This is a genomic window from Marinobacter sp. SBS5, from assembly GCF_048285575.1.
In the GTDB taxonomy this organism is placed as follows: domain Bacteria; phylum Pseudomonadota; class Gammaproteobacteria; order Pseudomonadales; family Oleiphilaceae; genus Marinobacter.
Genome location: NZ_JBLWAZ010000001.1, coordinates 459600 through 485186, shown reverse-complemented (window position 1 = coordinate 485186; position 25587 = coordinate 459600). Strand labels below are relative to the sequence as shown.

The window sequence follows — 25587 nt, the reverse complement described above, 5'->3', positions numbered from 1 at the left end:
AGCTTTGCCCCNNTGGCCAAGCTCTTTGAGCTTGGCCACGGCATCCCTTCCTTATTCCGGCTCGTCTTTCAGCCTTTCCAGCAAAAACCCTTCCATGATTTGCGCGGCCGGCGCCAAGGTTCGATTACTCGCCTTGACCAAGCCAATCCGGCGCACCACATCGGGCTCCTGAAGCGGAATAAAGCAGAGGTTCGCGTTATGTTCCGGAAACGCGAGCTGCGGCAAGGTCGTAACGCCTGCCCCTGCTTCCAACATGGCGATCAGAGAAATCATATTGGAAATGTAGAAAGCGCTGTTTTCAACCAGCTCTGAGGCATCCGTGCCCATTAATAACCGCGAGGTGCCGTTACGTATCAGCTTTTCGCCCTGCAAACTGCGCCAATCGATCGATGACCGGCTAGCCAGCGGGTGACTTCGATGACACACCACGCCGACCTTATCTTCGAATAAATGGGTGTAATCAAGGTCGTCATCACTTTGCCATAAGCTGGTAATGCCCAGATCCACCTCGCCATTGGCCACCATCTGACACACGTAATGGGCATTCTCATCGTGCAGACTGATGGTCAAATCCGGAAATCGGTCTATAAAATCCGCCAGCAACGGCGGCATGATGCGGCTGGCCACCGACGGTACCGTTGCTATGTGCACGTGACCCTGCCGGCCATCCGCCTGGCCAACCACGTCTTTCACCACACGGTCATGCTGCCCCAATAACTCGCGAAACCTAGGCAGGCAGAACTTGCCAAACGGCGTCAGCTGGCTTTTACCACCCCGTTCAAAAATGTCCTGCCCCAGCCGTTGCTCAAGCTCCCGAACCGCCATCGACAGCGCGGGCTGAGTGCGATGCACCCGTTTGGCGGCGGCATTGAACCCACCTTCGTCGACCACCGTAATCACATAACGTAACTGCTGGATTTTCAGCTCCGGCAACATGGCCACCACCTCATAAGGATTGCTTATCTTTTAATCTTTTTTATTGATTATCCTTATTATTGCATCTTGACTAGCATGAGTGCATCGAAAATAAGGAGGCTCTCATGACCAATTCTCACCCGCTTTACATCAATGGCCAGTGGGTTACCGGCACAAAAACCGTAACCAACGTTAACCCGTCGGATCTTAGCGACATTATCGGCGAGTTTGATCAGGCCAGCGCAGAACAAACCCAGCAAGCTATTAGCGCTGCTCAGAGCGGCTTCGCGCAGTGGAGCAAAAGCGGGCTTGAGCAACGCTACAAAATTTTGATGGCGATTGGAGATGAACTCATTGCCCGTCAGGACGAGCTGGGCGAACTCTTGTCCCGCGAAGAAGGCAAACCCTTGGCGGAAGGTAAAGGCGAAGTCTACCGCTCCGGCCAGTTCTTCCACTATTACGCGGCAGAAGTGCTCCGTCAGATCGACGAGCGCGCCGACTCGGTCCGGCCGGGCGTTGAAATCGACATCCGGCGCGAGCCACTGGGCGTGGTTGGCGTCATCAGCCCCTGGAACTTCCCGATGGCGACCGCCGTTTGGAAAATCGCCCCCGCACTGGCCTTTGGCAACGCGGTTGTGTTCAAGCCCGCTAATCTGGTGCCAGCCAGCGCCTGGGCTCTGACCGAAATCATCAGCAAGCAGGATCTGCCTGCCGGCACCTTTAACCTGGTAATGGGGTCCGGCGGTGAAACCGGCGAAACCCTGATCAGCAGCCCGAATGTCCAAGCCATTACCTTTACCGGCTCTCTGGAAGTGGGCCGCCGAGTAGCCTCTGCCACCGTGGGCAATTTGGTCAAATGCCAGCTTGAAATGGGCTCCAAAAACGCCCTGATCGTGCTGGACGATGCCGACCTGGATCTGGCTGTTGAAGCCGCATTTAACGGCGCCTATTCCGGCAGCGGGCAAAAGTGCACCGCATCGTCCCGCCTGATTGTGACTGATGCCGTTCATGATGAGTTCGTGTCCAAGCTGAAAGCACGGTTGGAGCTCGCCAAAGTCGGGCACGCGCTGGAAGACGGCGTACAAATTGGCCCCATCGCCGATAAAGGCCAGCTGGAATCCAACCTGGCCTGGATCGAGCGGGCCAAAGCTGACGGCGCAACCCTCGCGTTCGGTGGTTCGCGAATTGAAGCGGAAACCGATGGCTACTACATGGCGCCAACGCTGTTCACCGACACCACGAACTCCATGGCGATTAACCGGGACGAAATTTTTGGACCAATTGCTTGTGTGATCCGTGTACCCGATTACGAAACTGCACTGGCCACTCTGAACGACACCCAGTATGGGCTCACCGCCGGCATAATCACTAACTCTCTGAAGATCGCCTCGGACTTCAAAGCGCGCGCTCAAACCGGGTGCGTAATGGTGAATCTGCCCACCGCAGGCACCGACTACCACGTACCCTTCGGCGGCCGTAAAAACTCCAGCTTCGGCCCTCGGGAACAGGGTCAGTACGCTCGTGAGTTCTACACCGTTGTAAAGACCTGCTACGTGCGGGCCTGATCCGAGGAGAAGCGCCATGCTGACAATCGATGGACTGCAATACTCCAATTGGTCCCGGGAGATATTTGAACAGATGCACGCTGGGGGAGTCTCGGCAGTGCACGCCACCTTGGTGTACCACGAAAACACCCGCGAGACGCTGTCACGCTTTGGTGACTGGAACCGCCGCTTTGAGCAACACAGCGACCTGATCATGCCGGTGTACGAAGCTGAAGACATCCGGCGGGCTCAGGAATCCAACCGGGTCGGCGTGTTCTTCGGTGCGCAGAACTGCTCGCCCATCGAAGATGACATCGACATGATCGAGGTCATGCGCAGGCTCGGCTTGATGATCATGCAGTTAACCTACAACAACCAGAGCCTGCTGGCCGCCGGTTGTTACGAAGCAGAAGACAGCGGTGTGAGTCGGTTTGGCAGGCAGGCCATCGAGGAGATGAACCGGGTTGGCATGATCATCGACATGTCGCACAGCTCTGAAAGATCGACGCTGGATGCCATCGAACTCTCCAGCCGGCCGGTGATTATTTCCCACGCCAACCCGGCTTCGTTTCATCCGGCCAAGCGTAATAAATCGGATACGGTGCTGAAGGCCATTTCGGAAAGCGGCGGGTTACTTGGTTTCTCCGTGTACCCGTTCCACCTAAAAGACGGGCCCGACTGCACACTGGAAAGCTTCTGCAACATGGTGGCCGATACTGCGGAGCTGATGGGGGTTGACCACATCGGGATCGGCACCGACTTGTGCCAAGGGCAACCCCAGTCGGTTCTGGACTGGATGCGTAACGGCCGGTGGTCGAAGCAAATGGACTTTGGTGAAGGCAACAAAAACAACGCCGGTTGGCCCAGACCTCTGTCTTGGTTCAAGGACAACCGGGACTTCCCGGCCATTATCGAAGGCCTGCGCCGCAAAGGATTTAGCGAAAAAGAAGTCGAAAAGATCATGGGTCTGAACTGGCTTAGGCAACTGGAAATTGGCACCCGGGCTCGAACCTGAGCCCGCAGGGCGCCCATATAGGGTGCCCTGCGTAACGGACAAGCGCTAAAACAACAAAGGTACGCGTGATGAAAAACAACAACATCAAGTCAGGCGGAGACTACTCCATAGCCCAACTTGGCGATCCGGTAGTACTGACCCTCAGCGTTGGCTTTATCGTGCTGTTCGTCGGGTTCTCACTGTTCGACCTCAAAGCTGTTGCCGAGGTGATTGGCGAAGGTTTTGGCTGGACGGCAAAAGTCTTTGGTACCTACTTCCAGCTATTGCTGCTGGCCACCTTCTTCATTGCCATTGGCGTAGCCTGCTCATCAGCAGCTCGGGCTAAAATCGGTAATCTGGATCAGCCTGAAATGAGCACCTTCCGCTGGCTCTCGATCATCATGTGCACCTTGCTGGCCGGGGGTGGTGTGTTCTTTGCCGCGGGCGAGCCCATTTACCATTATGTTGTCACCCCACCCGCGTTCACCTCTGAGCCCGGCACGGCCGCGGCCATTCCTCATGCTATGGCGCAGTCGTTTATGCACTGGGGCTTTCTGGCATGGGCGGTACTCGGCACCCTGGCTGCGATTGTTCTGGCCCATGCCCACTACGTAAATGACAAGCCGCTGCAACCACGCACACTGCTCTATCCGGTGTTTGGCGAACGTATCATGAGCGGCTGGCTTGGCAGTGCCGTGGACGCTTGCTGCGTAATCGCGGTAGTGGCCGGTACCGTGGGCCCTATTGGTTTTCTGGCCACTCAGATGAGCTTCGGTCTCAGTGAACTGTTCGGTCTGACCGACGGTTTGGTTACGCAAATGGCCATACTGATCGTGCTCGCCATAATTTACGTAACATCCGCCGTAACCGGCATTCACCGCGGCATCCAGTTCCTGAGCCGCATGAACGTCTTTCTGGCACTGGCTGTCGCCGCCATTATTTATGTGTTCGGGCCGACGCTGTTCCTCACCAACACATATATCCAGGGGATGGGCGAGTATCTGTCCTCTTTCCTGACCATGGCTACCATGACCGCGGAAACCGCTCCCGGCTGGTGGATGCAGTGGTGGACCGTGTTCTTTTTTGCCTGGTTCCTCGGATATGCCCCTCTGATGGCGATTTTCGTCGCGCGGATTTCCCGTGGCAGAAGCATACGCAGCATGATTCTGGCGGTTGCAGTAATGGCCCCTATCGCCACCACCATCTGGTTCACCTTGCTGGGCGGCTCTGGCATTTACTACCAGTCAACCGGTGTGATCGATCTGGCAGAAGCTCTGAACAACTTCCGGTTTGATGTGGCGACACTGACCGTAGCCCAAGCGCTTCCTGGCGGAGGCTTTATGGCGCTGGCCATCCTGATCCTCACAACTATTTTCGTGGCCACCACCGGAGACTCCATGAGCTATTCCATCGCAGTAGTCAGCTCAGGGCACGATCAGCCGAACACCTTCGTGCGAGCCTTCTGGGGCATTGCGATGGCCGGCATGGCAGCCATCCTGCTCTTCATGGGGGCAGGCCAGATCAGTGTGCTGCAACAATTTATCGTCATAACCGCCATTCCGGTTTCACTCATTCTGCTGCCATCACTGTGGCTCGGTCCAAAAGCGGCCTATGCCATGGCCCGCGAGCAGAATCTCATCCAACACTAGCTAGAATAAACAGTAGGCCGAACAGGCAAGGGTGACATCATGATTTCAGCAACCTCTGCATTCGTACCCAACAACTTACGCCCTGCCAGTGAAGTAATGAAGCTGGAACGACTGGGCAGCATGTTTGCCAGCCGACTGAGCTTTGTTCGGTCGCTGATGCGCAAAATGATTGCAGAACGGTGGCAGGTTGCGAACACGGTGTTTGATCTCGATACCAACGGCCACGGGCTGGCGGTGTATCGCATCACTACGCCGGCCAATTGCTACCACTGTGTCATTTTCTCCCGAGAGTTACCGGCCGAACTTCGCTCAGACCGGGTGATTGCAGAAGCCTGGGATGTCACCTTTGCCGTGGTGGAAGGCGAAGTCGAGAACTCTTTGCTGGAGCAAATGGAGGCCAACGTCCCCTTGCAGGAGGCGGGGCGCCAGCACCCACGAGTGCTGGTGCTTTCACGCGCCAACAAAAGCCTGCGCAACTTTAGCCAGTTTGTCGAAGCCTTGTCGTCTGGCCGCCAGCCCGACCCGGCCTGGCTGACCGCTGTCGGTTACCTGTACCGCACCACAGCCGTTTACGGTAACGGCAAGTTCGGCATCGCCGATTTTGCCCGGCTTGAACGTAGCTCGGACTTCAACCGACCGTTTGCTGCACAAATGCTGGCCGTCTATGTGCTGCGCAAATTCTCAATTGATCAGCTCAACCATCTGGCCAAAGTAAAGTCTCCGGATCAGGCCGTGCCTCTGCACCCGGAGCTCGAGCGCTACCTCGGCATCGGCAACTCTACGGGGCTGGGTATGGCACCTTTTTTGATCAACCATCCACAGCTGATCCAGCAGTGGGTCTATGGCCGGGAACGCGCCCTCGCCTTCGCCCTTGAGAAAACCGCCAACGAACAGACGCACGCGAAATTAAGGGCACTGATGGCACGCGCACTCACGCACCTGCAACAAACCAAAACCGAAGACCCCGAGCAAACCTTGCGCAACAAGAGCACCGCCAAATCCATCGCCGAAACTGTCGCGTGGCTGGACCGTACTCTCGCGCACCCACACCTCTACGAGGAGCTCATTTCATGGGCTAACAAACACTGTTCCCTGGAAGCTCAAGAGCTTATTAACACCCTGCTGATCGAGCTTTACCCCGATTTGGTGGACAAACTGGATGATGAGCTGGGCTGTCAGGAAACCATGGACTTACAGCCAGATATGAAGGCCCGAAAACTGATGGATTTGATTGATCAGAACTTCGGCTGGGCCCTTAGTTATCGCGAGGATTGCCCCGATGATAACTACTGGTTTTGGTATCGCTCGGTTGAGAAAGAAGAGCCAAGGCTCGGTGTGCGGGGGTCCGAATCCGGCGCGGAAAAAGAAATGGCCCTAGCCATTGGCCCGCGTATCAGTCGTTGCCGCGCCAAGCTTGAGCAATTTATAGCGCAGAACCCAAATGCCATGGTGGTGGAATTCCTGATGGCGCACCCGGAGCAGAAAGAATGCGTCCGCCGAATTCAGACCATGGGCGAGACCCCATACGGAGAAATCCGCGCCAACTTATGGCACCGGGATATGAAGCCGATGCACTTGCTACGAACCAAACTGTCGTTCTTTGGCGCCAGCCGGTTTGACCCGAAATCCGACCGATGGGTGCGCATTACCCTGTTCCAGGGCGCGCCTTTACCACGCGAACTGTGCAGCCCGGAGCGTTCTCTTGAGCAACTGGACGACTGGGGTTTCCCTGTGGAGCCGATCCTCGATAACCACCACGTTGTGCAAGGTGAACAACCATGAAAGTCTCGTTCAACGAACTGCAGGGGCTGTCTCGAAAAGCCTTCATCGCCATCGGTTTTGACGAAGGTGATGCCAACGATGCGGCCGATATGGTGGCCTGGATGGAAGCCCATGGGCTCGACGGCATAGCCGCGCTCAGGAAAGGCCTGGATTTCTTGCAGAACGAGGATAAATCCCAGTCGCCGAAACTGATCTACCAAGACGCGGATTTGTGCGTGGTCGATGCCGAAAACAAAACCGTACTTGGCCACGCCAGCTTGGCGATTGAGTTGGGTTATGCAAAGTGTCGTGCCCGAGGACTTTCGGTCACCAAAATACGCCATTGCCACAACCGCATGTTGATTGTGGGCTACCTGTCTCGCATTGCTCGTCGTGGCATGAGCGTGACGGCCTTCTGGCGCAACTCTCACGAACCCCTGACCGAAATTCTGGTGAGCTTTAAATCCGGAGAAGCAGAACCTGAAATCTGCATGTACGGGTTGCCATCGACACCTGACGACACAGAGCCCAACAACGGCATCACGCTGGTGATGGTGAACCATGTGGATCTGTTACCCAACCTCAAACCCGATGCACCAGCCAATGATCTTATTCTGCAAAACCGCGCCGCCATGCTGGACTGGCATGAACGGTCATTGGTTGACGGCATCGAGGTAGACCCCGAACTTTGGGAGCGCTTGAAACAGCTGGCAACAAAGATGCTGGTAGAAGCCTCTGAAGACTCACGCCAAGGCGCTGGCGCCGGCACCAACGACAACGACTAAGGAGCTTTATATGAACCCGTACCCGGTAACTACCGATCTGCCTGCATCAAAATCCCCACTCGCGTGGGCAACGGTCGGTAACGGCCTGCTGTTTACCGCGCAGATTCCCATTGATGCCGAAGGCAAAGTGGTTGATGGCGGGATAGAGCCCCAAATTACCCAAACGCTGGCTAACCTGAAGCACACACTGGAAAGCGCGGGCAGTATGGTTTCTGATCTTACCCAGGTTGTGATTTACGTGACCAACCGTGAAGATCTTGCCACGGTTAACCGCGTGTACGCCGATTTTGTGTCCGAGCCCTATCCTAACCGGGCCGCCATCATTGTTTCAGGATTTGCCCGAGAGGAAATGCTGGTCGAAATTCTTGCTTATGCAGTGGTGCCATAGCCTGATGCCATAACCGGTCGACTGGAGGCGGGAAAGACAAATCGTTATGCTAAACCCGCCTGCCAACAGCCGGTTGAGCATCCCTCATCGTCATCAGGAGCCTGACACAGTGGCAATCAAACTTTCGAAAAGCGAACTAGGCAAGTACCGTCAACTTCTTCAGATTGATCAACACGAAATTGGTGCGGACGCTAGAATTGACGCCGACACCGATACAGCGCCTGATCCTCATGATCTCTATGACTCTGCACTAGCAGCCTGCAAAGCCATCACCTTGCTGATGTATGCGGAAAAGGCCAACATCCCTCTTGAAGATGTCGAGATTGATGTTACCAGAGACAACTCCGAGGAACGCTCCGGGACTTACCGCTTGCACGTAGACTTGCGTTTGAAGGGCCCGCTGGAGAAGTCCCATCTAGGGCGCCTCGAAAAAGTCGCGGAAAAATGCCCGGTCCACAAACTGATGACCGCCGCAACAACCGTTGTGACATCAAGCTGCAAGATCGTCGAATAAAGAGCTAGGACTATCCGGAAACGCTTGGGCCAGCAATAGCGTAAAGAGAAACGACGCAGCACTGGCCATTATTTGCACAATCAAAAACCCTGTGCTTGTATGAATAAATCAGGCTTGCCGTAGAACGCTTGCGTTCGTTTGCCTGTCAGCATTGAAGCCATCAGGCTTTGAGCGACTGTTTTCAATGTTAAATGGAGTTGGCTTTGTTATGGCTTACGAAACGATTGATGGTAAAAAATACGAAAAAGAACTGCTGGAACTCGCGCGCAAGCACACGACAGGAAAGGGGGAAGGCAAGCTATCAAAAGACGAAGTGGCTGATCTGTTCAAATCGGCTCAAGACGGACAAGGCGTGACCGACACAGAAAAAGCAACGCTGGGGTATATTCGGAATAACTTCGAGTTTACCGATGCAGCCGCCAAAGATTTCGACAAGGCTTTCGGCCAACTCTGACCAAATCACACCGTTAGTTATCAACAAGCCCGATGCCATCCGGCACCGGGCTTGTTCCAAAGCCTCAGCCCAGCTGAAGCGTCTTCAGAGTCCGCTCGCGAACGGCGTTCAAGAGCTCTTCGTTTTCCACCAATGACTGACCATAAGACGGCACCAGCGTTCTCATACGCTCCTGCCACTCTTTCGTCTGCATCTTTTCAGGGAAGCAACGCTCCAGCACATTCAGCATCGCGTTGGCTGCAGTGGATGCGCCCGGGGATGCGCCCAGCAGGGCCGCCAGCGACCCATCTTTTGCGGCCACAATCTCCGTACCGAACTCGAGCTTGCCGCCGCCTTCTTTGGTTTGCTTGATGATCTGCACGCGCTGGCCAGCCATCTGCAAGGTCCAATCATCTTCCTTGGCATCCGGGAAGAAGTTACGCAGAGCCTCAACACGGTCTGCATGAGACTGGAACACTTCACCAATCAAATAGCGGGTCAAATCCATGTTGCTCTTACCCACCGACAACATGGGGCGCAGATTAGTGGCCCTAACCGAGCCAAACAAATCAAACATGGAGCCCTGCTTGAGGAATCGGGTGGTGAAGCCCGCGAAAGGCCCAAACAGCAAAGCCGGCTCGCCGTTGATAATACGGGTATCCAAATGAGGCACCGACATGGGGGGCGCACCAATCGGTGCTTTGCCGTACACCTTGGAGTGGTGTTCGTTAACAATTTCGGGTTTCTGACACACCAGCCACTGGCCACTCACCGGGAAGCCGCCGTATCCGCGTGCTTCATCAATGCCGGACTTCTGCAGCAGTGGCAAAGCGCCACCACCCGCACCCAGGAAGACAAAGCCGGCTTCCAACTTGGTGGTTTCGCCGGTTTTCTGATTCTTCACCCGCAACTTCCATCGACCGTTGTCACGCTGATCAATGTAATAAACCGGCGAGTTAACCATCAACTCAAAGTTCGGCTGGGATTCCAGCCACTTGACCATGCTCCGGGTCAGGGAGCCAAAATCCACATCCGAGCCATGTTTGATGCGGGTCGCCGCCACTTTCTCCATCGGATTCCGGTTGCCAACCACCAACGGCATCCACTCGGCCAGTTCTTGCGGGCTCTCGGTGTATTCCATTTCCTGGAAGAGATGGTGTTCTTTCAAGCGCTCAAAGCGGCGTTTCAGGAAGGCAACATTTTCTTCACCCCAGACAAAGCTCTGGTGTGGGGTGCGATTAATAAAGGAGGTTGGTTCCGGAAGAATGCCCTGCTCAACAAGATATGACCAAAGCTGCAGAGAAACTTCGAACTGGGCGTTGATTTGCAGCGCTCGCGCTATTTCTACATCGCCGTCGTCCGTTTCAGGTGTGTAGTTCAGTTCACAGTAACCCGCATGGCCAGTACCTGCGTTGTTCCACCCGTCTGTGCTCTCATGAGCAACGTGGTCCAGACGCTCCAGCATGACAATATCCAGAGACGGATCAAGCTGCTTGAGCATCACGCCGAGGGTTGCGCTCATGACGCCCCCACCGACCAGCACTACATCTGCCTGTCTAACGGCCATTGATTCCCACCTTAGCTAGTGTTGAGCCTGAAACCGCTCCACGATCAGCAAAGCGGCCTATCGAAAGCCGGCACTGCGCGAGGTAAAAGGCGCAGCCTTGTGCTTCCTGTCGAAATTGCGCGCATTATCCCGTTTTTTGCCGGAATAATAAATTGCGATTGCCAACTGCATGCAAATTGGTATGGAACATGCCAGCTGAGCTGAAGATAGTAACAAAACGCGATTCTCTCGCCTTTTGTTAACAATATCAGCGCAACTTTAGTCTGATACCGCGTTTATGTTAATGCGGATCATTGCTTATATGGGGAAATCCTACGCTTTCGGGGCTGACCTGAAATACAGACTTGCTGTATCTTGTGCGCCATCCCTACTTCGCCCGCGATGTCGTGGCATGTTCTGACAGCTGAATCGAGGTTTATTTATGTTGATGGCTATTGGCGCCATTATTCTGGGGCTGATTTTACTGGTCTGGAGTGCTGACAAGTTTGTTGAAGGCGCTGCGGCTACCGCCAAACATTTAGGCATGCCCACCTTGCTGATTGGCATGGTGATCATTGGCTTTGGCACCTCGGCTCCCGAGCTTGCGGTCTCCGCGATGGCAGCTTCCGACGGCAACCCGGGGTTGGCCCTCGGTAACGGGTACGGCTCGAACATCACCAACATCGCCCTGATTGTTGGCCTGACAGCCCTCATAGCGCCTATTGCCGTGCACTCTCAGGTTATTCGAAAGGAACTCCCCCTGCTGGTGGTACTCACGCTGATTGCAGGTGCCCAATTGTTGGACGGCGAACTATCACGACTGGATGGCTGGGTACTGCTGGCGGTATTCGCGGCGGTGATGGGCTGGTCCATCTATCAAGGCATCAAAGGCAAGGACGATCCCTTGGCGGAGGGCATCGACTCCGAACTGGTTACGCACCCGATGCCGATGAAAAACGCAGTCATTTGGTTGGTGATCGGGCTGATTCTTCTGATCGTCAGCTCCCGGATACTAGTCTGGGGTGCGGTCACTATTGCCCAAGCTCTCGGCATCAGTGATCTGATCATCGGTTTGACGATCGTCGCCATCGGCACATCGCTGCCAGAACTGGCTTCAGCCTTAGCCGCAGTCAAGAAGAACGAGCACGACCTGATTCTGGGTAACATTCTTGGTTCGGGAATTTTCAACACCTTGGCGGTGGTCGGTCTGGCGGCAACCATCCAACCTTTGTCGGTCGATCCTGAAGTGCTGTATCGGGACTGGACACTGATGCTCGGTTTGACCATCGCACTTCTGGTGATGGGATTCGGCATCACCGGGTGGCGCAAGTTAATCTCTCGAGTCGATGGGCTGCTGCTCCTGACCGTTTATATTGCTTACACCGGCTACCTGTTTTCTACCGTGGTGTCCGCTGCTGCCTAACCGATCCAAGCATGGCGAGAACAGACGTTATTCTGCCTCGCCATCGCCCAGCAATTCCAGCATACGCGCCCTCACTTCCTCCATCACTTCCGGAAGCTGCTCTTTGCTTTTACCTGACGTATCGATGGTGGCACCGACCCGCACATCAACCGGCTGCCCCAGATTGATCTGAAGGCTACGGGCCGGCAGAACCTTGTGAACACCTCGAATGGCGACCGGGACAATCACCGCTTCCGTATCAAACGCCAAGTGAAAGCAGCCTTTTTTGAACGGTAGCAATTGACCATCGGGTGAACGCGTGCCCTCCGGCGCAGCCCAGAGCACAATCCCACTCTCCATCATGGCTTTGGCTTTTTCCAGATCACGGACCGCTTCCGCGCGATTGGAGCGATTGATCCACGGAAATTCAGCCGCCGCCATAGCCTGCCCGAGCAAAGGAATGCGCGACAATTCCTGCTTCGACAGCATTCGGATGGAGCCTGGCAAGGACACAAAACTGATAGGGATATCGTAGTGGCTGGCATGGGTACACATGATGATGTAGCGCCGACCATCGTTGAAATCTGGCACCGCGCCCCGAACAGTCAAACTGGCGCGTACCAGTTTGAGCAAAGTGGCCGACCACTCACGACAGTACTTGTCGACAATCGGCCGATTAAGCTGGCCAAACAAGGCCCGCAGCAAAATCAACAATGAGTAGATCGCCGTCAAACCTGCAGAACCCAACACCACGGCCACGCGTCGCAGCATGGTTGCGGATTCGGTTAACGGACTCAAGTTCAGTCGATTCATCACAAACACCCTTCCCAATACGCCAATACCCAGGCCATAACGTCAGATTATACTGGCTCGGATGTTTGCTGGATAACGCACAAAGGTCTTAGCTGTTGCTCATAGCAGCTAAGGAAGGGGCTGCACGGCAGCGCCGAAGCACTGCCGACACGGGCATCAATCGGCTTCGTGAAACACCATGGAAATGGAGTTCAAGCAGTACCTCTGCCCGGTGGGCGGCGGACCATCAGGGAACACATGGCCTTGATGGCTGTCGCAGCGGGCACAACGAATTTCCGTGCGGGTCATGCCAAAACTGGTGTCTTCGATATAGCGCAGATGCTCGGGATCAAAGGGCTGGAAGAAACTCGGCCAACCGGTCCCGGAATCAAACTTGGCATCGGAACCAAATAACGGAAGATCACACAGGCGACAGTGATACACGCCGGTTTTCTTGTTATCCAACAAGGTACCGCAAAACGGATGCTCAGTGCCGTGATCCAGCAACACCCGCTTTTCTTCATCGGTCAGCCCCACGGCTTTTTCTTCAATCTGGGCTTTGCTCAGGGGCGTTACGTCATAGCCCGCGGCAGACATACTCATAGGGTTCTCCTCACGCCAGATCAGGATCATCCTGACTGGATTCGGGTTTTAGTCGGTCTGGCCAGGCTGCAGCCAGCTTTTCCATCTTGGGTGCCGCAACCGCCATGATATAGGGCTGCCAGGGGTTTCGTGCGGCAAAGTTCTGATGCTGGGCCTCTGCGGGATAGAATGCCTCAAGGGGCTCCAGTGTGGTTGCTACCGGCGCCGAATAAACGCCAGACTCATTCAACTGACGAATGTATGTCTCAGCCAGCTTCTTCTGCTCTTCGGTTTCATAAAACACCGCCGACCGATACTGGGTGCCCACATCGTTACCCTGACGGTTGACCTGAGTCGGATCGTGAGCCACCGAAAAGAACACCCGCAACAATTCACCAAAGCGGACTTTCGCAGGGTCGTAATGCACGTCCACCACTTCCGCATGCCCGGTGGTGCCCGTGCAAACTGCTTCGTAGTTCGCTGTGTCGGCTGAGCCGCCTGCGTAGCCAGATTCCACCCGGGTTACTCCGTCGATCGCCAGGAATACTGCCTCAACACACCAGAAGCAGCCACCGGCAAGAACGACATGAGCGCTACCCTCACGTTCTTGTAGCTCATGTTCCGGCGCTGGAAACCGGCTACGCGGCACGTTCAGTCCAGGGATATTGCATGCTTCGCTCATAATCTCATCCACCCATCAAAAAATGACTGCTCCCAGTATGGCACTTACCGGGGCAAGGCCCCAAACGGGCCAGCGCAGAACTGCCAACGCTAACCAGAGCCCCAGAACAATGGCCAAGTCCATCGCCCCATGCACCGCCGAAGTCCATACCGGATCGTACAGCGCCGCCAAGAGCAGACCAACAACACCGGCATTGACGCCTGCCAACGCTGAGCGAGCCTTTTCGTGCTTACGTATCCAGCGCCATAACGGCAGACCGGCAAATACCAAAAGGGTTCCTGGTAAAAACACCGCCAGCACGGCGATCATCGCCCCAGAAACACCTGCTTCGACAGCTCCGAGGAACGCCGAAAAGGTGAACAACGGGCCGGGCACCGCCTGAGCGGCACCGTAACCGGCAAGGAATGTATCGGCAGCCATTTGGCCTGACTCAACAAAGCCCTCCTGCAGCCAGGGCAGAACTACATGGCCCCCACCAAACACTAAAGCGCCGGCTCTGTAGAGCTCAGCTCCGACCCAGGTCAAGGAGCCAGCTTGCTGTGGCAGTAGCGAAAGCACCAGCAAACCGGCGAAGCCCACGGCAAACCACCACGGCTTGCGCACATGCAAGGCCACATTCATCGTCTCGGCGGCTTTGCGTGAACTCAAGCTGAGATGCGCCCCCGCCAAGGCAGCCAGCGCCAAGGTCAGTATTTGCATCCATGCTGCGCCAACCAACAGCAACACACACGCCACCAGCAAGGCGATCACCAGACGAGACCGGTCTGGACAGAGGACCCGTCCCATCTGCCACACGGCTTGCGCCACCACAGCCACAACAAACAACTTCAAGCCGTGAATCCAACCGCCTGAACCGACTTCAGGCCAGAGCGTAAGCCCGAACGCAAACAACGTCATCAGCAGCGCTGACGGCAATGTAAAGCCTAACCAAGCCGCAAAAGCACCTTGGTAACGCCCACGCAATAAACCGATGGTCAGCCCGACCTGACTCGAAGCCGGCCCCGGCAACAACTGGCACAGCGCCACAACTTCGCCGAACGCCTCAGCAGACAACCATTTTCGACGCGTGACAAACTCGTCATGGAAAAACCCCAAGTGCGCAGCCGGGCCACCAAACGAGGTCAGCCCCAAGCGCAGAAAGATTTTGAATATCTGCCAGCTAGACACCGAATCAGACTGGTCAGCTTCAGTCATCGCCCATCTCCCGATAGCTCCCTAATAAGTTCCCGTTAAACATGAACATTGTATCGCTACAGTTGCAGATGCCCAGTGACCAACCATAATGACAACAGGGATCAGCATAAGGTCCCGCTCGGCATCAGGGAATTAGCATGACAGCGAAGGTTCGCGAACCCAAGAATCAGGAAGAACTCCTACTCTACAGGCTGAGCCTGCGGTTAGGACCGGTTCACGCCCGCCAGCGCCTGGGTATCGAGCAGGAATCTGAAGCTCTGTTGCTGGGGCGAGACAAACGTTCCTTCCACCTGGAAAATCTCACTAACGCGCCGCGATTGATCCGTTTTTGCCTTAAAGCCCTAGGGCTGTTTGGCCGGGCACAGGCCAACAGCCGCAAGCTTAAAACCGCAACGAACACCTTCACGGTGCCAAACCTGCCAACGGCGTTCGAGGGCTTTCGTATCCTGCACTTAACGGATCTGCACGTAGATATGGACGAGCAGAACCTGCAAGCGGTCATCCAGCAGATCCAACCGCTGGATTATGACCTGTGCGTTCTGACCGGCGATTACCGCCAGCTCACTTGGGGGCCGATAGACGCTTCGCTGGACGGCATGGCACGCCTTCGGGAAGCGATCCGGGGCGATGCCTACGCGGTGTTAGGAAATCACGACAGCGTGTGCATGGTGCCCGCACTGGAGGACATGGGCTACCGGTTGCTGATGAACGAGATGGCCCAGCTGGAACGCTCGGGCGATACGCTTTATCTCGCGGGCATAGATGACGCGCACTATTACAAAGCACACAATTTGCATAAAGCCGGCGACGACATTCCGGTCGGCGGCGTGAGCTTGTTGCTTAGCCATACCCCGGAAGTCTGGCGCGAAGCCGCTCACGCCGGCTACGATTTATTCCTGTGCGGTCATACCCACGGCGGTCAACTCTGCCTGCCCGGAGGCATTCCCGTGACGCTGGATTCGGACTGCCCTCGGCACCTTGGACGGGGCTCCTGGCGCGTCAACGGCATGCAGGGTTACACCTCGCCGGGCGCTGGCACGTCAGTCTTGAATGTGCGCCTGAACTGCCCACCGGAAGTGACGCTTCATACCCTCACTCGAGGACCAGCCTAGGCCTTAGTGGGGCTGTTTGCGGATACCCAAACGGTACAACAGAGGTGAGAAAAGCATATTAGACAGGGCGAAAAGCACTGCGATCGCGGCAGCTTCCCAGAGCGGCAATGGAAACCAGAGCCAAGCCATGAACATGGGTAAAACGGCCTCAGGCAGCTGATCAAGCCAAACAGCCCGGGCACTGGACCCCATACCCACCCGGCGTTTGATGAAGCTGCTCAGCAGATCACCTAACAAAGACAACGCGCCGAAAAACGCACCGAAAAACCAACCCAACTCAAACCAAATCGAAAACAACGAACCTGCCAAGGTGCCAGACGCAAGCCCACGCCAGGTTTTGCTGGGCCCCAGCAACGGCCGGCCATCACCCCACGTCAGGCCGGCATCCACCGGCCAGTCACCATGATGCTGAAACAGCCTCGCCACCACCACCGGAACACCGTTGGCCATCACCAACAACACGAAGAGCTCTAGCGATAACAACAAGAACTCACCTCCGGCCGAGGGCGCTTAGGCCAGACCTCCACGAGTCAATTTCAACGGGTCCATCAACTCTTCGAGCCGCGCTCGGCTCAACCCGCTTCGCTCTTCTGCCACATCAATCACCGGGCGCCCCGTGCTGTAGGCTTCCTTCGCAATCTCGGACGCCAGGGCATAACCAATCTCCGGGTTGAGTGCGGTCACAAGCACCGGATTGCGGCTCACACCGTCGCTCAGATGCTCAGCATTCACGGTGAAGCCTTGGATCGCTTTATCCGCCAGGATGCCAGCGGCACCGGTCATCAGTTGAATCATGTCCAGTAAGTTACCCGCGACCAGTGGCAACATCACATTGAGCTGGAAATTGCCAGACTGGCCGGCAATGGCCACGGCGGCATCCAAACCCATCACTTGAGCAGAAGCCATAGCGACTGATTCCGGGATAACCGGGTTAACCTTACCCGGCATGATGCTACTGCCCGGTTGCAGTGCCGGCAGGCTGATTTCAGCCAGACCATGAATCGGACCACTGTTCATCCAGCGCAGGTCATTGGCGATTTTAGTGAGCACCACCGCAACGCCTCGAAGCTGGGCCGACAGTGCCACCGGGGCATCCACCGCACTCTGGCCCACGAACTTGTGTTCAAGGGACCGGAACGAGAAGCCTGTGTTTATTTTCAAGAACTTGACGAACTGCTTGGCAAACTCCGAAGCGGCATTCACCCCGGTCCCCACAGCGGTTCCGCCTTGCGGCAAATACGCCATTTCCTCAAGAACAGTTTCCAAACGTTTTTCTGCCGCTACGAGCTGCTCACGCCAGGTTCGCAGTTCTTGCCCGAGGGTTACCGGCATGGCATCCATCAGGTGTGTTCTGCCGGTTTTCACCTGTTTACTGAATTCCGCTTCGCGCTCGTAAATCACACCTTGTAGATGCGACAGAGCCGGTAATAGCTGGCCTTTGACCGCCAGCAGAGCACTCACGTGAATGGCTGTCGGTATCACATCGTTGGAGCTCTGACTCATGTTGACGTGATCGTTGGGGTGAACCACATGCCCCTGCTTGGCCGCAATCGACGCGATTACTTCATTCAGGTTCATGTTGGTGCTGGTGCCCGAGCCTGTCTGATACCGATCAATCGGGAACTGGTCGGCGAACTCACCCAGAATCAGCTTCTCGCAGGCATCCGCAATCGCATCCCGGCGCTGGCCATCCAACAGCCCCAGTGAAGCATTGGCCTGAGCCGCCGCGCGTTTCACCTGAGCCATCGCCTTGATAAAACTGGCAGGCAAGGGCTGACCGCTCACTGGAAAGTTATCTATGGCGCGCTGAGTCTGCGCCCCCCAAAGAGCCGTGGCTGGAACCATCACCTCGCCCAAGCTGTCCTTTTCTAATCGGTAATCGCTCATCACACCCTCCTTTTAGTTACCTTGCCACGCCTGACCAACCTACGAGGCTAGTGCTAGCCTCCACTTGCGGGTGGCTTTAACCTAACATGGTCGCAAATACCGGTAACTTGCTCAAAGTTGAGGATCAGGGTGTGCACCGTCAAGGTGTAGGTATCGTGCAGATGGAATTTGAAACGCCGCTGTTTCTCCCCTTGGAGGAACGCATCGTATTCACGCACCAGTTCCCGGACATCGCCCCCCTCATTCTGACTCCATGTGGCGTTATAGGGTCCTAGAACGGCACCGCCTGCGAGACAGACGGTGACTTCGTGATTGGTGAGACTACCGTTTTCCGTTGCCATAAGTCGCTCCTCCCAAAGATGCCTTCTATCAGTGTAGTCGCTATAAAGCCCCAGAAAGGCGTCACAGTTATGTCCAACAGAAGCGCAGCCGCACCAAGTGAACTATGACGTGACGAGACTGGTCAATAGAGCCCTAAGCCGATTGGGTTTAACGGGTTTATTCAACACCGGCAGGTACTGAGCTCGCAGCAAAGTACGGACCTCATCGGTTCGATCCGCCGTGATGATTGCTCCCGGCACATCTTCCCCCAGGTATTTCCGAACTCGATGAATGGCATCAAACCCTGTCTGCTCATAATCCAGATGGTAGTCTGCAAGTATGGCTTGCGGGCGTTTTCCGGTTCGTTCAAGTTCTGCCAGAGCCTGGTCGCGGCTGAGTGCAAGCATTACCTCGCACCCCCATCGTTCGAGCAACATCTGCATGCTTTCGAGTACGGCCGGTTCATTATCAATCACCAGTACTAAGGCACCACCAAATCCTTCACGCAAAGCCAAAGGGACAGCGGGTGATAGCACTTTCTCAAATCGCGGCGCTGAGGCTCGCGGTAAAGTCAGCGTAAACCGCGAACCTTGACCTAGCTTTGACGCCACATCAATTCGACAACCCAACACACCAACCATCCGCTCCACTATGGCCAACCCCAGTCCAGCACCTTGGCGCCCTCCTGCGCCCTTCGGCAGCACTTGATGGAACTCCGCAAAAATATCCTTGAGCTTATCGGGGGCGATTCCCACACCGGTGTCCCAGACTTCCAGCCGCACGCTTTCGTCTCTCACACGCACCGCCAGTAAAACGCCGCCTTGCTGGGTGTAACGAAACGCGTTGCTTAGTAGATTTCTGATAATGCGGGCAAGCATGCGCTGATCGGTAAAAACCAGAGCTGGCGTGCTTCTGACCCGAAATTCAAGGTCAGCATTGGAGGCGACGGCTGAAAACTCTTCCCCCAGATCCCGCACAAGCTCGTTGATATCGGTATGAATAAGATCTGGCTTCATGGCCTGCTGGTCCAGTTTGGAGATATCCAGAAGATCGGCCAGTAGCTCCTCCGCCCCTTCGAGCGCCCTATGGGCTTGCTGAATCATTCGGCTTTCTTTTTCCGGCAAGGAACCCTCCTGAAGCGCTGACACCATCAACCTCGCAGCATTCAAGGGTTGCAACAGATCATGACTGGCTGCAGCCAAATACTTATCTTTACTTCGATTTGCTTCCTCGGCGGCCTCAATGGCGACCACCAATTCCTGTTCGATTTTTTCGCGTTCTTCAATCTGATATCGCAAATCCACATTGGCGTTTTGTAGAGCTTCAGTACGCTCCGAAACTCGATGCTCCAGCTCTGCATTTAGCTGTTCAAGCCTTTGGCGGCCATGTACACGTTCCGAAATATCAGCAACGAAGGTTTCTACAACCTCGGGCCCCAAGTCAGGGCGCCGTAGCATGGTGATTGCGACATGAACCGGAGCTTGGTCAGAGCGTCGAAACCGGGTCTCCCGTGCATTCAGACTTCCCCGATCCAGCAATTCCTGCCTAAGTACGTCAAATTCTGAGGCACTGAAAAAAAGCTGTTCCCTCAACCGGATGATGCTCTTTCGTAGCTGTTCCGCGCTGTCATAACCGCAAATACGCGCCATGGCTGGGTTACATGCCAAAAAACCGCCTCTGAGATTAGCCTGAAAAATGCCATGAAGTGCATTCTCAAACAGCCACTTGTAACGGTTACGTTCCTGCTCAAGTTCGTCAATACGCTGCTGGAGCGCAGGGTAGTAGTTCTTTCGAACGGATTGGCGGCCCAAACCTAACAAATCGCCTATGCCGTATTCGTTTTGATCCGTGTCAGAGTGCTTCTTCATAGACTACCTGCACATCCCTCAGAGACGACTTCCGAGGATTAGTCAGTATGCAGGGGTCTTTCAATGCATACCCCGAGAGGTAGGGAATGTCGGACACACTCACCCCCAACTCTTTCAAACACGCTTCCAACCCCAGTGTTTTCTTGAGCGAGACGATCCTAGAAATCAAACGCTTTTTAACCTGCGCATTGGCCATACCACGAGTATCGATATCCATTGCCTCAGCCACCCGCCGAAAGCGATCCTCCGCCGAGGTGAAGTTATAGCCGACCACATGTTCAAGCAGAAGCGCATTGCACAAGCCGTGCGGAAGGTCGAGAAAACCGCCCAAGCTATGGGACATGGCATGCACGGCGCCAAGGATCGCATTGGAGAACGCCAGCCCCGCCTGCATGGATGCCAGCATGATTCGTTCCCGAAGCACCGGGTCTGACGGGTTCGCCACCAAAGGTTCGAGGTTGCGGTTGATCAAGCGAATGGCTTCCAGTGCGTGGGTATCGGTGAGCGGCCCGCTGCCCGTAGACACAAAGGCTTCAATCGCATGCACTAAGGCATCGACCCCCGTGCAGGCTGTAAGGTAAGCCCCCATGGTTTCTGTGACCTCGGGATCGATAAGGGACACATCCGGAACCACCGCTTTGCTGATAATGGAGAATTTGAAACGACGATCTGGATCCGAAATGATAGCGAACTGCGAGACGTCCGCCGAGGTACCGGCTGTGGTCGGTATCAATATGAGCGGAGGCGGCGGGTTGGTAATGGTATCCACGCCTTCAAACTCCAGAATACTGCGCCCGTGAGTCGCGACAATGCCAATGCCCTTGGCACAATCCATTGGGCTACCACCGCCAATTGCCACAATAACGTCGCATTGATTGGCCAAGTACTGTTCAGCGCCGGCCATCACCTCATCCACTTTTGGGTTGGGGGAAATTTCAGTAAAGGTCGTGCTATCGAGCCCAGCTTCTGCCAGCAGCGCTTCTATCTCGCTCACCCAACCCGCAGCTTTTACCCCGGGATCAGAGACTAAAAAGACATGCCGTGCTCCAAAGTTGGCGGCAAAGTTCGTGACCGACCGCCTAGAGCCAGCCCCGAATACGATTTCTGGCGAAACAAACTTACGCAGTGACGAGACGTCATAACTCATGGCGGTCTGATGAACCTGATTGTTGTTATAGATGTTGCAGACATACTACCCCATGTTGAAGGACGCTACACCGGCCTTTTGGGTAACGCAGCCTCAGGCTTCCGCCAAGCCTGAGTAAAACTGCCAAAGTGCATCAAGCACTTTAGTCTGGCTCTCCAATGACCGGAAGCCGTGCCCTTCTTCGTCAAACCATACGAGTTCTGCAGTCTGGCCCGACCGTTGCAGTGCCTCGACCATACCAAGTGTTTGCTCCGGCACAACCACACGGTCCCGCCCGCCTTGAAAGAACATTGCAGGGCAAGTAATGCGACTTGCCAACCGCCCCGGAGTCCGGGCTTGCCAGTAACAACCACCCAGCCCCGGCTCACCAAGAAGCCAGTCCAGATAACCGGACTCAAAACGGTGAGTGGCCGCCTTTAACGTTATCGGGTCGGTGACGCCATATAAACTCGCAAGCCCTCTGACCGGCTGCTCCGGCACCATCGCAGCCATGAGTGCGGTGTAGCCTCCCGAGCTTCGGCCTTGAATAAACACGTTCTCGGAATCAACCAATCCAGCTTCGCTGAGCGCATCCTTCATTCGGAACATATCGGCCACATCGGCTTTACCCCACTGGCCTGCAAGTGCTTGCCGGAAATCGCGGCCGAACCCAGTGCTGCCTGTGTAATTCACTTCTGCAACCGCAAAGCCCCGCTGGCACCAAAACTGCGCTTGGGGATTGAAGGTTGCGTAGGCTGCCGAGGTTGGCCCTCCGTGGGCGATCAGAATGAGAGGGGGCTTATCGACAGGCTGAACCGGCAAATACAGGAACCCCTGTAACGCACGCTCATACTTGCCATCGGGAGGTAGCACAATGCTCTCCGGCCAAACACAGTCCCTGCCTGCCATAGGTGCAGGCGTATCGAACAGCGGATGAGCGCGCTGCCCCGTCATTACATTCAGCCGTAAAATTGTATCGCTCACATCCGGCCTACGCGCAACACAGAAGAGTTCATCGCCGTTCACGACGAGATAACGAAAATCGGTGTAAGCGCCAGCAACTTGCTTGATTTCGCCCTTCTGTTCAAGCCATAGCTCACCAATTCCTTGGCGATAACGGACTCGAGCCCACCCCCCTCCCGGAAGCGGGCACGCATGCTTTTCCCCGAGCTGCCAAGGCGCGTTGGCATGATCGTTATTGGAAGCAAGTACCGGCAGCCACTGTAATTGCCCTTCCTGCCGGACCACCTGAAACGGTTGCCACCAACCGCCATGGTCCGAGACGACCCACAACCGTTGTGCCGAAAACTGAGGTTGTTGAACGCTGCCGCCCCCGGGCGGGGTCGCTTTCATCACATTAACCGGCTGACCGGAGCTCCCCAACTCGGCAAGACAGACCCAGGATTGGTCCCATGGCATATGGGGTAAAAACCAACCTGTCCACGCAATTTGCTTCCCATCCTGACTGACGGCAGGGGCCCCGTAGAAGTCGAATTGGTCATCCAGAACTGACAGACGGCCCTGGCAATCAACCGCCATCAACGCTTGCTGGCCGTGCTTCTCACGCACGGCGATCCAGCGCTGTCGCGCCGGGTCTGGCGTAAGCCCGCCCCAGACCACGTCCGGGTCCTGCACCAATAGCTGTCGCTGCCCCGTCTCTAGGTTCATGTTCCAGAGGTTTTGATCCTCCGACACCCAGCAGGCACGCCCCGGCATCACGGCATAAGCGCCGCCTCCGTAGCCGTTGAGCCGGCTGCGTATGCTGACGCCGGTGTCCAGCCGCTCACAGTTTTGGCCATCGAATCGCCAAAGGCTGACAAAGCCATCGTCAGGCTCTGTCACTAACCAGTAAACCGATGCGCCGCTAACGCGCAATTCCGTATACTGCCGAGCCACGGCACAGGCTTCACGCGCTGAAATCAGGTCACTTTCGGAAAAAGACACGGGAGTTCTTGGTGTTTCGATAAACGAGATCATCCAGCCCAGCCGTGGCATGCTCGGCCGCCGTTCGCGCAGCCAGAATCCGGTCATGATGAGGCGACTTTCCGCACACCGGGTCCGCATTATCGGCATCCCCAGTCAACAGGTAGGCCTGACAGCGACAACCGCCAAAATCCTTGTCTTTTTCATCACAGGAACGGCACGGTTCCGGCATCCAGCTATCGCCCCGGTAATGGTTAAAGCTGGGGCTTTGGTACCAGATTTCTTCAAGCGACATCGACTGTACGTTCGGAAATTCGATGGAAAGTAACCGTGCACTGTGGCACGGCAAGGCCGTCCCATCGGGCGCTACGGTCAGAAACAGACTTCCCCAACCGTTCATGCAGGCCTTAGGGCGCTCCTCGTAATAGTCCGGAGTGACAAAAATCACTTTCATGGGATGCGCTCTCTCCCGGAGGTCATCCCGGTATTGATTCACCGTCGCCTCGGCCGTCTCTAACTGACCTCGCGAGGGCATCAACCCTTCACGATTGGCGAACGCCCAGCCATAGTATTGGCAGGTCGCCAGCTCGACATAATCCGCCCCGAGACTTTCACAGAGCGTGAGAATATCCGACATCTGATGAATGTTGTGGCGATGGATGACGAAGTTGAGCACCATCGGATAACCCGCTTCTTTCACCGCCCGAGCCATGGCCAGTTTTTGTTCAAATGCCTTTTTGGAGCCTGCCACCGCATTGTTCAACTCCGGGTCTGAGGCCTGAAAACTTACCTGAATATGATCCAGCCCAGCCTCCGCGAAGGCCTGAACCTTGGCTTCGGTGAGCCCTAATCCAGAGGTGATCAAGTTGGTGTAATAACCCAATTCACGGGCACCCGCGATCAGCTCAGGCAAGTCTTGGCGCACCAACGGCTCACCGCCGGAAAAGCCCAGCTGGGCTGCGCCCATGGCGCGCCCCTGTCGAAGCACATCCAGCCACTGTTCGGTCGAGAGTTCTTGCTCACGGTCGGCGTAATCCAGCGGGTTCGAGCAATACGGACACTGGAGTGGGCAGCGATAAGTAAGTTCCGCCAGTAACCATAATGGCGGTCCGGCAGTAGCATCGGAGCAGCTCATAACCATTCAATCCAATGTTGGTTTGTGGCATCGGCCAGAAACTGCTCGACATCACCCGACAGAGAGCCGGCCTCTGGAAACTTGCTTTCAAGCGATGCGATAATTTCCTGCTTAGACTGAACACCATCCACCTCTGCCAAAATGGCGCCGGCACTGGCATTCAATTTAACCATGCCTTCGGGATACAACAGCACATGACTTTGTTGAGCCGGCTCCCACTGAAAGCGAAAGCCTCTTCTCACATTCGGGATATCAGCCACAAAAATCTCCTTACACGCCACGATGCCAGACCTGCTTATCAGTCACGGTGTGATAGGGCGGCGTCTTGTGAACATAGGCCATGGACATGGCATCTAGCATGGTCCAGAGAATATCGAGCTTGAACTGTAATATCTCGAACGCCCGCTGCTGCTGAGCCTCCGTCACGAAGTGATCCAGGGTAATACCCAAGCCATGCTCCACATCTCGTCGCGCCTCAGACAAACGCTTACGAAAATAGCGATAGCCGCCTTCTTCAATCCACGGATAGTGAGCCGGCCAACTGTCCAACCGGGACTGGTGAATTTCAGGTGCAAACAATTCGGTTAATGACGAACAGGCCGCTTCCTGCCAGGTCGCTCGGCGGGCAAAGTTAAGGTATGCATCCACGGCAAACCGCACACCCGGCAACACGTGCCGCTGGTCAATCACCTCTTCCCGCGTCAGCCCTACGGCTTCAGCCAGCTGTAACCAGGCCTCAATGCCGCCGGCCGAATCCTCGTCACCGTCATGGTCCAGAATTCGCTGCAACCATAACCGTCGGACCGCTGCATCCGGGCAGTTGGCCATAATGGCCGCATCTTTTTGGGGAATGTTAATCTGATAGTAATAACGGTTAGCCACCCAGCCTCGAATTTGGTCCGGTGTGCAGGCACCGCTGTACATGGCGCGATGGAAAGGGTGATGAATATGGTAAAAAGCGCCTTTCACCCGCAACGCTTTTTCAAAACTGTCTCGACTCAGGACGGTGCTGACTTTAGCGTTCATAGCAGGCC

At 55.6% G+C, this 25587-nt stretch carries 25 protein-coding genes; 10 read left to right on the top strand and 15 right to left on the bottom strand.

Features of this window, described 5'->3' with window-relative positions:
- Positions 1 to 51 precede the first annotated feature (51 nt).
- On the bottom strand, positions 52 to 936 hold the full coding sequence (locus ACNQ6O_RS02290) for a LysR family transcriptional regulator (protein ID WP_418051627.1): 885 nt from the start codon (positions 934 to 936) through the stop codon (positions 52 to 54).
- A 104-nt stretch (positions 937 to 1040) separates the two neighbouring features.
- On the opposite strand from ACNQ6O_RS02290, the gene ACNQ6O_RS02285 reads away from it, so the two are divergent.
- From ACNQ6O_RS02285 to ACNQ6O_RS02250, 8 genes are all read left to right on the top strand, one after another.
- Positions 1041 to 2480 (top strand): aldehyde dehydrogenase family protein, encoded by a 1440-nt coding sequence (locus ACNQ6O_RS02285; RefSeq protein ID WP_418051626.1) that lies wholly within the window; start codon positions 1041 to 1043, stop codon positions 2478 to 2480.
- 16 nt (positions 2481 to 2496) lie between these two features.
- A complete protein-coding gene (locus ACNQ6O_RS02280) occupies positions 2497 to 3474 on the top strand; it encodes a dipeptidase (protein ID WP_418051625.1) in 978 nt (325 codons plus the stop codon).
- A gap of 68 nt (positions 3475 to 3542) precedes the next feature.
- Complete coding sequence (locus ACNQ6O_RS02275) at positions 3543 to 5102, top strand: BCCT family transporter (protein WP_418051624.1); 1560 nt, start codon at positions 3543 to 3545, stop codon at positions 5100 to 5102.
- Between the two features lie 39 nt (positions 5103 to 5141).
- Complete coding sequence (locus tag ACNQ6O_RS02270; protein WP_418051623.1) at positions 5142 to 6884, top strand: hypothetical protein; 1743 nt, start codon at positions 5142 to 5144, stop codon at positions 6882 to 6884.
- Entirely contained in the window at positions 6881 to 7648 is a 768-nt protein-coding gene (locus tag ACNQ6O_RS02265; RefSeq protein WP_418051622.1) for an Ldh family oxidoreductase, read from the top strand. The genes ACNQ6O_RS02270 and ACNQ6O_RS02265 overlap by 4 nt, the downstream gene beginning before the upstream one ends.
- 10 nt (positions 7649 to 7658) lie before the next feature.
- Positions 7659 to 8036, top strand: a complete 378-nt coding sequence (locus ACNQ6O_RS02260; protein ID WP_418051621.1) for a RidA family protein — start codon at positions 7659 to 7661, stop codon at positions 8034 to 8036.
- A 109-nt stretch (positions 8037 to 8145) separates the two neighbouring features.
- Positions 8146 to 8550 (top strand): OsmC family protein, encoded by a 405-nt coding sequence (locus ACNQ6O_RS02255; protein WP_418051620.1) that lies wholly within the window; start codon positions 8146 to 8148, stop codon positions 8548 to 8550.
- A gap of 208 nt (positions 8551 to 8758) precedes the next feature.
- Positions 8759 to 9004, top strand: coding sequence for a hypothetical protein (locus ACNQ6O_RS02250; protein ID WP_418051619.1), 246 nt, complete (start codon positions 8759 to 8761; stop codon positions 9002 to 9004).
- A gap of 64 nt (positions 9005 to 9068) precedes the next feature.
- Here the strand turns inward: ACNQ6O_RS02250 and mqo are convergent, their stop codons facing one another.
- Positions 9069 to 10550 carry a malate dehydrogenase (quinone) gene (gene mqo, locus ACNQ6O_RS02245; protein ID WP_418051618.1) on the bottom strand — a complete coding sequence of 494 codons (1482 nt, stop codon included), beginning with the start codon at positions 10548 to 10550 and terminating at the stop codon, positions 9069 to 9071.
- A 421-nt stretch (positions 10551 to 10971) separates the two neighbouring features.
- Here mqo and ACNQ6O_RS02240 point away from each other — a divergent pair, with 421 nt between their 5' ends.
- The gene (locus ACNQ6O_RS02240) at positions 10972 to 11952 is read left to right on the top strand and encodes a calcium/sodium antiporter (RefSeq protein ID WP_418051617.1); all 981 of its coding nucleotides are present in this window, start codon (positions 10972 to 10974) and stop codon (positions 11950 to 11952) included.
- Positions 11953 to 11979: 27 nt separating this feature from the next.
- Here ACNQ6O_RS02240 and ACNQ6O_RS02235 read toward each other — a convergent pair whose 3' ends face one another.
- The 4 genes from ACNQ6O_RS02235 to chrA all read right to left on the bottom strand — a co-directional run bounded on the left by ACNQ6O_RS02235 (position 11980) and on the right by chrA (position 15181).
- Positions 11980 to 12744, bottom strand: coding sequence for a lysophospholipid acyltransferase family protein (locus tag ACNQ6O_RS02235; RefSeq protein ID WP_418051616.1), 765 nt, complete (start codon positions 12742 to 12744; stop codon positions 11980 to 11982).
- A 156-nt stretch (positions 12745 to 12900) separates the two neighbouring features.
- Complete coding sequence (gene msrB, locus ACNQ6O_RS02230) at positions 12901 to 13326, bottom strand: peptide-methionine (R)-S-oxide reductase MsrB (protein ID WP_418051615.1); 426 nt, start codon at positions 13324 to 13326, stop codon at positions 12901 to 12903.
- Between the two features lie 10 nt (positions 13327 to 13336).
- Entirely contained in the window at positions 13337 to 13987 is a 651-nt protein-coding gene (gene msrA, locus ACNQ6O_RS02225) for a peptide-methionine (S)-S-oxide reductase MsrA (protein WP_418051614.1), read from the bottom strand.
- Between the two features lie 15 nt (positions 13988 to 14002).
- A complete protein-coding gene (gene chrA / locus ACNQ6O_RS02220; RefSeq protein WP_418051613.1) occupies positions 14003 to 15181 on the bottom strand; it encodes a chromate efflux transporter in 1179 nt (392 codons plus the stop codon).
- Positions 15182 to 15318: 137 nt separating this feature from the next.
- Here chrA and ACNQ6O_RS02215 point away from each other — a divergent pair, with 137 nt between their 5' ends.
- On the top strand, positions 15319 to 16293 hold the full coding sequence (locus tag ACNQ6O_RS02215) for a metallophosphoesterase (RefSeq protein WP_418051612.1): 975 nt from the start codon (positions 15319 to 15321) through the stop codon (positions 16291 to 16293).
- A 3-nt stretch (positions 16294 to 16296) separates the two neighbouring features.
- On the opposite strand, the gene ACNQ6O_RS02210 is transcribed toward ACNQ6O_RS02215, so the two are convergent.
- The 9 genes from ACNQ6O_RS02210 to pqqC all read right to left on the bottom strand — a co-directional run bounded on the left by ACNQ6O_RS02210 (position 16297) and on the right by pqqC (position 25579).
- The gene (locus ACNQ6O_RS02210; protein ID WP_418051611.1) at positions 16297 to 16779 is read right to left on the bottom strand and encodes a CDP-archaeol synthase; all 483 of its coding nucleotides are present in this window, start codon (positions 16777 to 16779) and stop codon (positions 16297 to 16299) included.
- Positions 16780 to 16803: 24 nt separating this feature from the next.
- Entirely contained in the window at positions 16804 to 18180 is a 1377-nt protein-coding gene (locus ACNQ6O_RS02205) for a class II fumarate hydratase (RefSeq protein ID WP_418051610.1), read from the bottom strand.
- 53 nt (positions 18181 to 18233) lie between these two features.
- Positions 18234 to 18521: a hypothetical protein gene (locus ACNQ6O_RS02200; RefSeq protein ID WP_418051609.1), complete on the bottom strand. Its 288-nt coding sequence runs from the start codon at positions 18519 to 18521 to the stop codon at positions 18234 to 18236.
- Between the two features lie 102 nt (positions 18522 to 18623).
- Positions 18624 to 20369, bottom strand: coding sequence for a NahK/ErcS family hybrid sensor histidine kinase/response regulator (locus ACNQ6O_RS02195; RefSeq protein ID WP_418051608.1), 1746 nt, complete (start codon positions 20367 to 20369; stop codon positions 18624 to 18626).
- Positions 20353 to 21516, bottom strand: coding sequence for an alcohol dehydrogenase-like regulatory protein ErcA (ercA, locus tag ACNQ6O_RS02190; RefSeq protein ID WP_418051607.1), 1164 nt, complete (start codon positions 21514 to 21516; stop codon positions 20353 to 20355). The genes ACNQ6O_RS02195 and ercA overlap by 17 nt, the downstream gene beginning before the upstream one ends.
- Positions 21517 to 21609: 93 nt before the next feature.
- Positions 21610 to 23526: a prolyl oligopeptidase family serine peptidase gene (locus ACNQ6O_RS02185; RefSeq protein ID WP_418051606.1), complete on the bottom strand. Its 1917-nt coding sequence runs from the start codon at positions 23524 to 23526 to the stop codon at positions 21610 to 21612.
- A complete protein-coding gene (gene pqqE / locus ACNQ6O_RS02180) occupies positions 23420 to 24553 on the bottom strand; it encodes a pyrroloquinoline quinone biosynthesis protein PqqE (protein ID WP_418051605.1) in 1134 nt (377 codons plus the stop codon). The genes ACNQ6O_RS02185 and pqqE overlap by 107 nt, the downstream gene beginning before the upstream one ends.
- Entirely contained in the window at positions 24550 to 24834 is a 285-nt protein-coding gene (pqqD, locus tag ACNQ6O_RS02175; RefSeq protein WP_418051604.1) for a pyrroloquinoline quinone biosynthesis peptide chaperone PqqD, read from the bottom strand. The genes pqqE and pqqD overlap by 4 nt, the downstream gene beginning before the upstream one ends.
- Entirely contained in the window at positions 24824 to 25579 is a 756-nt protein-coding gene (gene pqqC, locus ACNQ6O_RS02170; protein ID WP_114334580.1) for a pyrroloquinoline-quinone synthase PqqC, read from the bottom strand. The genes pqqD and pqqC overlap by 11 nt, the downstream gene beginning before the upstream one ends.
- Positions 25580 to 25587 lie beyond the last annotated feature (8 nt).

Bases quoted from the DNA above. Each gene is read 5' to 3' on its own strand.
- ACNQ6O_RS02265 (WP_418051622.1), top strand. From the start codon at position 6,881: ATGAAAGTCTCGTTCAACGAACTGCAGGGGCTGTCTCGAAAAGCCTTC.
- msrB (WP_418051615.1), bottom strand. From the start codon at position 13,326: ATGAGTATGTCTGCCGCGGGCTATGACGTAACGCCCCTGAGCAAAGCC.
- ACNQ6O_RS02290 (WP_418051627.1), bottom strand. From the start codon at position 936: ATGTTGCCGGAGCTGAAAATCCAGCAGTTACGTTATGTGATTACGGTG.
- ACNQ6O_RS02235 (WP_418051616.1), bottom strand. From the start codon at position 12,744: ATGAATCGACTGAACTTGAGTCCGTTAACCGAATCCGCAACCATGCTG.
- ACNQ6O_RS02240 (WP_418051617.1), top strand. From the start codon at position 10,972: ATGTTGATGGCTATTGGCGCCATTATTCTGGGGCTGATTTTACTGGTC.
- ACNQ6O_RS02200 (WP_418051609.1), bottom strand. From the start codon at position 18,521: ATGGCAACGGAAAACGGTAGTCTCACCAATCACGAAGTCACCGTCTGT.
- msrA (WP_418051614.1), bottom strand. From the start codon at position 13,987: ATGAGCGAAGCATGCAATATCCCTGGACTGAACGTGCCGCGTAGCCGG.
- ACNQ6O_RS02270 (WP_418051623.1), top strand. From the start codon at position 5,142: ATGATTTCAGCAACCTCTGCATTCGTACCCAACAACTTACGCCCTGCC.
- ACNQ6O_RS02280 (WP_418051625.1), top strand. From the start codon at position 2,497: ATGCTGACAATCGATGGACTGCAATACTCCAATTGGTCCCGGGAGATA.
- ACNQ6O_RS02250 (WP_418051619.1), top strand. From the start codon at position 8,759: ATGGCTTACGAAACGATTGATGGTAAAAAATACGAAAAAGAACTGCTG.
- ACNQ6O_RS02195 (WP_418051608.1), bottom strand. From the start codon at position 20,369: ATGAAGAAGCACTCTGACACGGATCAAAACGAATACGGCATAGGCGAT.
- ACNQ6O_RS02215 (WP_418051612.1), top strand. From the start codon at position 15,319: ATGACAGCGAAGGTTCGCGAACCCAAGAATCAGGAAGAACTCCTACTC.
- pqqC (WP_114334580.1), bottom strand. From the start codon at position 25,579: ATGAACGCTAAAGTCAGCACCGTCCTGAGTCGAGACAGTTTTGAAAAA.
- chrA (WP_418051613.1), bottom strand. From the start codon at position 15,181: ATGACTGAAGCTGACCAGTCTGATTCGGTGTCTAGCTGGCAGATATTC.
- ACNQ6O_RS02275 (WP_418051624.1), top strand. From the start codon at position 3,543: ATGAAAAACAACAACATCAAGTCAGGCGGAGACTACTCCATAGCCCAA.
- ACNQ6O_RS02185 (WP_418051606.1), bottom strand. From the start codon at position 23,526: ATGACCGGATTCTGGCTGCGCGAACGGCGGCCGAGCATGCCACGGCTG.
- ercA (WP_418051607.1), bottom strand. From the start codon at position 21,516: ATGAGTTATGACGTCTCGTCACTGCGTAAGTTTGTTTCGCCAGAAATC.
- ACNQ6O_RS02205 (WP_418051610.1), bottom strand. From the start codon at position 18,180: ATGAGCGATTACCGATTAGAAAAGGACAGCTTGGGCGAGGTGATGGTT.
- ACNQ6O_RS02285 (WP_418051626.1), top strand. From the start codon at position 1,041: ATGACCAATTCTCACCCGCTTTACATCAATGGCCAGTGGGTTACCGGC.
- mqo (WP_418051618.1), bottom strand. From the start codon at position 10,550: ATGGCCGTTAGACAGGCAGATGTAGTGCTGGTCGGTGGGGGCGTCATG.
- ACNQ6O_RS02260 (WP_418051621.1), top strand. From the start codon at position 7,659: ATGAACCCGTACCCGGTAACTACCGATCTGCCTGCATCAAAATCCCCA.
- pqqE (WP_418051605.1), bottom strand. From the start codon at position 24,553: ATGAGCTGCTCCGATGCTACTGCCGGACCGCCATTATGGTTACTGGCG.